The organism is Runella sp. R0.1_18 (genome assembly GCF_057652155.1).
The window spans coordinates 1-5,692 of sequence record NZ_JBYFCK010000049.1 but is presented as its reverse complement, the minus strand read 5'-3'; the positions used below and the strand labels follow the sequence as shown (position 1 = coordinate 5,692).

The window sequence follows — 5,692 nt, the reverse complement described above, 5'->3', positions numbered from 1 at the left end:
GCATGAGCTCCACAATGAGCGGAGAGTGTCACGGTTTCACCTGGACAACCCGTCGTTTTACTCACAGTTACTTGTTGAGGAATTGAGGGTGACTGATTAATCGTCAATAATTTAGTTCCCGAATACGCAGCCGCACAAACCCCACTTTGAACCACCGCCCGATAGTATGTCGTTTGCGTCAAATTGGTCGCCGTAAAGCTAGTCGTCGTATTGGCAATGTCAGTCACAACTGCAAAATCAGACGTTAGTGATGACTGCCATTTTTGAATCGCACCTACTTGATTTGACAAGGTTAAAGCTGTCGAATTTGTCCCCGAACATACCGTGGCGGAGCCTGCTATACTACCACCTACCGAAACTGGGTCAACCGTCACTGTAGCAGTCGCAGAAAATACTGGCGCACAAACGCTAGTTAATACGGCTATCGTCGCCCGATAATAAGTCTTCTGTGTTAAATTAGTGGCAGTTAAGGTAGTAGTTGTATTAGCAATGTTTGTTGCATTCGCAAAATCAGGTGTCAATGAAGACTGCCAAGCTTGAATGTCTCCCACTTGCCCTGACAACGTCAATACTGTCGAATTAGTACCCGAACAAACCGTGGCCGAACCCGAAATAGTCCCACCTACATTAATAGGATCAACCTTGACCATACCATAGGCAGAATAGGCTGCCGCACAAACCCCACTTTGGACCACCGCCCGATAGTACGTCGTTTGCGTCAAATTGGTCGCCGTAAAGCTAGTCGTCGTATTGGTAATATCGGTCGCACTCGCAAAATCAGACGTCAACGATGATTGCCATTTCTGAATCGCTCCTACTTGGCTTGACAAGGTTAAAGCTGTCGAATTTGTCCCCGAACACACCGTAGCCGAACCTGCAATTGTTCCCCCTACATTGGCAGGGTCAACCGTTACCGTGGCCGTCGCAGATAATGCAGCTGTACACGCACCACTTTGAACCACCGCCCGATAATAGGTTGTTTGCGTCAAATTAGTCGCCGTTAGGCTAGTCGTTGTATTCGCAATATCAATTGCACTCGCAAAATCAGACGTCAACGACGACTGCCATTTTTGAACACTTCCTACCTGCCCTGACAAGGTCAAAACTGTAGAATTTGTTCCTGTACAAACCGTCGCCGAACCTGCTATACTACCACCTACCGAAAGTGGATTCACCGTTACGGTAGCAGTGGCAGAAAATGCTGGCGCACACATCCCACTTTGTACAACTGCCCGATAATACGTAGTTTGGGTCAGGTTAGTAACCGTCAGGCTCGTAGTCGTATTTGCAATATCGGTCGCACTCGCAAAATCAGACGATGACGACGATTGCCATTTTTGTACCGTACCTACTTGGTTTGATAAGGTTAGCGTTGTTGAGTTAGTACCAGTACAAACTGGCTGTGCCCCTGCGACACTACCACCTACCGAAGCAGGAGTCACTGTAATCGTAACACTAGCTTCGGCCGAACAACCTTCTGAATTTGAAACCACGACGGTATAGGTACCCGAAGTTGTAGCATTAATAACTGCCGTGTTTGCTCCTGTACTCCACGCATACTGCGTTCCTCCCGAAGCAGTGAGGGTCGCCGTCTCACCTGCACAAATCGTACCGTCATTGAGAGTACCCGAGTTTTCGGTTATTGCAATCGCCGCTGGCGTCGTACATTTATCTCCACCCCCGCTACCACCTAAAAGAGATGTGGCTTGGTATTCTGCATAATAATCGCCGCGTAAGGTGCTTCCTAACACCCAATTACTAGTAGAGGCCGTCGAACCATTTCTCAAAATAGTAGCCGTTGGAATATCCGCAACCCGCGCATGAGCTGCCCCGCTGGTAGCATGGTAAAAAAACAACCGGTTGACTCCTGTCAAAGCAGGTAGATTCTTCAAAATAGTCAGGTGCGTGTTTATATTATCGTAATCCATTTGTCGGAAGTAATACCGTACACCTACATTACTGCTCGGCTGCGTAGTTGGGTTAACGTTCCAGCTACGCCCCATAATCACCGCTCCATTAGGATTACGAATAAACCCATTTCCGTTCTCTGCAAAATAATTGTTATTCGATTCTTTAAATGATACGGCATTTTCAGGTACACTAGCGCCTGTACCACCTAATTTCAACGATAACAAACGCTTACCGTTACAACTACAATAGTGCGTCCAACCTTCACTATCGGTATGGGAATTACTTGACGTATATGTTTCCGCATTCTGAGGCATTTGTGACTCGTCCGAGCAATAAAACTTGATGTTATTATTGCCAACAAAATCATCCATATTGACCGATGAATTGTCGGAGTTATCAAAATTCTTGTGGCGAGTTCCGTGGTAGTGCTTAAACTCCAAATCAGAATCGGGTATCCCGAGAGGGTTTTGCCCTTCTACTGTATTTGGTTCAGTACAACCATGTATATCCAAAGCTTTCAACCACGCCAATTGATCACTTGTACGAAATATATTATACCAATGGGTATGATTGCGGAACAAAGACTGGTTGTAAAAAGCGGCATTGAGCATATCTGCGGTATGCAACCAAGGACGCGGAATCCCTGCTGCATCATAGATTTCAGACGACCATTTTTCTTCTTTATTGACCATCGAACTGTGACGATATCCAAGCCAGTAGCGTTGTACGTTATTGCTGGGTTCAACGTGCAGGTAGTTGGGCGATGGATCAAAGGTGTTATTTGGAAAAAGCTCACCAAAGCCTCCTAGCTCATCTGACTCCAGCATTCTACCACCGTTGGCATAAATTTCAGAAAAATTGATGTTGGAGAAACGTCCTTTTAACCATTGATAAATTTCTCGGGCTCGCCAGCTATCACCCATGTGATAATCATTACGTAAGCCAGCAGTATTAGCTCCCGCTACGGGGTCAAGGGCCAGTACGTTGATGGTAGAGGCATTGTTCAAGACCGTGCTGATCGTCCCATTAAACTCATTAAATTGAGCATCACTTTCCAACGCTTTTTTTATACCATACAAAAACGAAGAAATCCCTACGGCCGACCCACGGCTATGGCCTGAAATCACAATACGGCTATATCCTTTTAGGTTGTAGCGGCGCAATACCCGCATCACGTTGGCGGCAGCCGTATAAGAATCTTCATCTTCATAACCAGCCGCTACACTACCATCATAGTCCATGTCCACTCCAAAGAAATAGCGATATGTACCGCCACCGAAGTTATCATTTTTTAATACTTTAGATCTTGAATAAAAAGTGGTCGGGAATGGATTGATGGCATCAAAGCCCTCGTATTGATTCACATCTTCTCCCTCTTGATACCTCAGGTTATCTTGGTTATAATTGCTATAATCTTTGCTATCTCCCCCCACCCCTTTGATAAAAATCATCTGGTCGGCATTCACTTTTGTAGCAAAGCGTTGCAGCTGAAACTCAAGAGATTTACCTGAGCCATTAAAGTAAATAAGCAACGTTTTATCATTATTTAGTAAGTTATCATCGGGTACGACTCGGAAAGATGACGTCCGATCATTCGCGCCTTCTACAAAGTTTACTGTACCTCTAAATTCAATCGGATAACCAACACGATCTGCATTGTTATAAGTAATCACCTTATACCCTGGTGCAATCTCCATCGAACTAACATTGTCATTTCCTACGCCCGTAAACAAGGCATTGGTGTTGTAATCGCCACTTCCAAAGTGCTGTACCCGTCCTGAAAGGTTCGCGTCCGAATAAAATGTGACAATTTTAGGCGCATCCAACAACTCCCATTCTAAACGCAAGCCGTATTTGGCGCCGTTCCCCGACCATTCAATATCCAAAAAGTTATATCCTAAATTCATATTGGAAGGGTCAATCGTCACCATAGTTGACGTAGAAGCGGGGTGGTCGTCATCATTCGAAAAACAATCATCGTTGTAATCATTGTCTCCGCCACAGGCATCTTCTTCCCAAGCCTCAATATTCATCGTAAACTGAAAAGGTGAGGCAGCCGAAGTAGTTGAAAAACCGCTCGCCTGCATGTATCGCCCGTCGTTGTTCATCCGCTGCCAACCACAAGGCTTATCATCACCTACATTGATGGTTTGGGAAAAATTAAGCCCCCCACTCGTACTCACTTTGTAACGTGGATCAGGGTTTTCGCCCGAAAAATCACAACCATTGTCATTATCATTAATCTTATAATAGCCTACCCTCAAATTGTAAACATAATAGGTCGTGGCCGAAGAAGCTCTTGCGCCATTCAGCTTTTTTACTGCCGTAGGAATTCCCCTGTTTAAAAGCTGTTTCGATGGTACATGTACAACTTTAATTACCTGATTAGGGTCAATATCGTCTGTACCTACTCTCGAAACATACGTAATTGCAGCCTTACGAACGTTTTTTTGGGCTTCATAAGCTGCATTTTGTGCCCCTGCGGCAAAAGTAACTTGTGTAGGTTGTCCCTCATTATCGACCCACCCCGTACTTGGTGGCCCCTGAGCATCACCTGGGGCTCGATAGTATTTGGGGCCACCCGACAAGTTTTTGTCGGTATTTAGCCACCAATTTCCCTTACCATCGTAGTTTACTTCATAATCGCCTGAGGTATGGGTGTAGCGAGGTTGTCCGAGTTTATTTACCCCATTCAGCACGTATTCACCATTTACAATGGCGTGTACAGAACCCGAAAACTTAAATGACTTGGTGAGGTTTCCCTCGGTCGTAGGTGCGCCCTGAGGGGTAGTCGTCGCGGAACTTGTTTGACTATCTCCCCTACTTTGGGCACGGGTATCAATGGCGAAATAACAGGTCGCCAAGAGTAACATGTATAGATAACTTTTCATACGTGTAAGAAATTGGTTTTAAAAATTGGGCAATAAAAATATTTTCATCCAACACATTACATGTTGATGAATTTTATAATTTAGTTTTTAATTTTTCGCCAATAGTGCATGGTTTTCACCTACACCGAATTGATGCTTAATTCTTTACAAGTCGAGCGACTTTTAAGTGCGTTTTAAAGGAGGAGCTTCAATCAATTTCAGAAAATTCCTATCGGAACGTTGAATTAAGTAGATTTTGTAGTAGAGCTTCATAAGGATTTGATATTGGATTTGAAGCTACAAATAAATAACAAAAAAAAACGAAAAGATATAAGGGTTAACCCTTATTTTTTGGAATACGTTTATGGCATTTTGCAAATCGTCTTACTCAACTAAATACCATTATAAATCTGTATATCAATACATTACAAACTATTTATTACCTTATAATATGTTTTATACACCTTGTCAATTAGATACTTGTATATATAGACAATAAAATTATTGGCATAGATTCAATCAAAAAAATTGGGGAGGACTGTTTCCAACCCTCCCCTTTTACCTAGTTTACTTTTACTACTTTCAATACTTGTTGCTTCTCATTTGAATGTACCTGTACGAAATACATTCCACTTGCTAACTCACTCACTTCAAATTCTTCTACGTGTGCATTGGTCGCTGGTACAAATTGACGACTCAGCACTCTACGACCCGAAGCATCGCTCAAGGTAGTCTGAACTACTTGCCCCTTGCTATCTTCCACTTGAAGACGAAGCAAGCTGGTCACTGGGTTGGGCAGGACAGCCAGCCCCCTGCCCCCCAATGGGGGAATTAATGACAAATTTGTTGCCATTGGCCCTTCGCCCCTTTCTTGCTCTCCACTCTCTGCTGTTCTTGCTGCGCCTATGCCT

Annotated in this window: 2 protein-coding genes; both read right to left on the bottom strand. The window is 44.0% G+C overall.

The features are described 5' to 3' along the window. Positions 1-4,802: hypothetical protein (locus tag AC23P2_RS30835; protein WP_487776751.1), on the bottom strand; the 4,802-nt coding region annotated here is incomplete at its 3' end. Between the two features lie 541 nt (positions 4,803-5,343). Next, positions 5,344-5,692, bottom strand: a 349-nt coding sequence (locus AC23P2_RS30830) for a T9SS type A sorting domain-containing protein (protein WP_487776750.1), incomplete at its 5' end; no start/stop codon positions are given.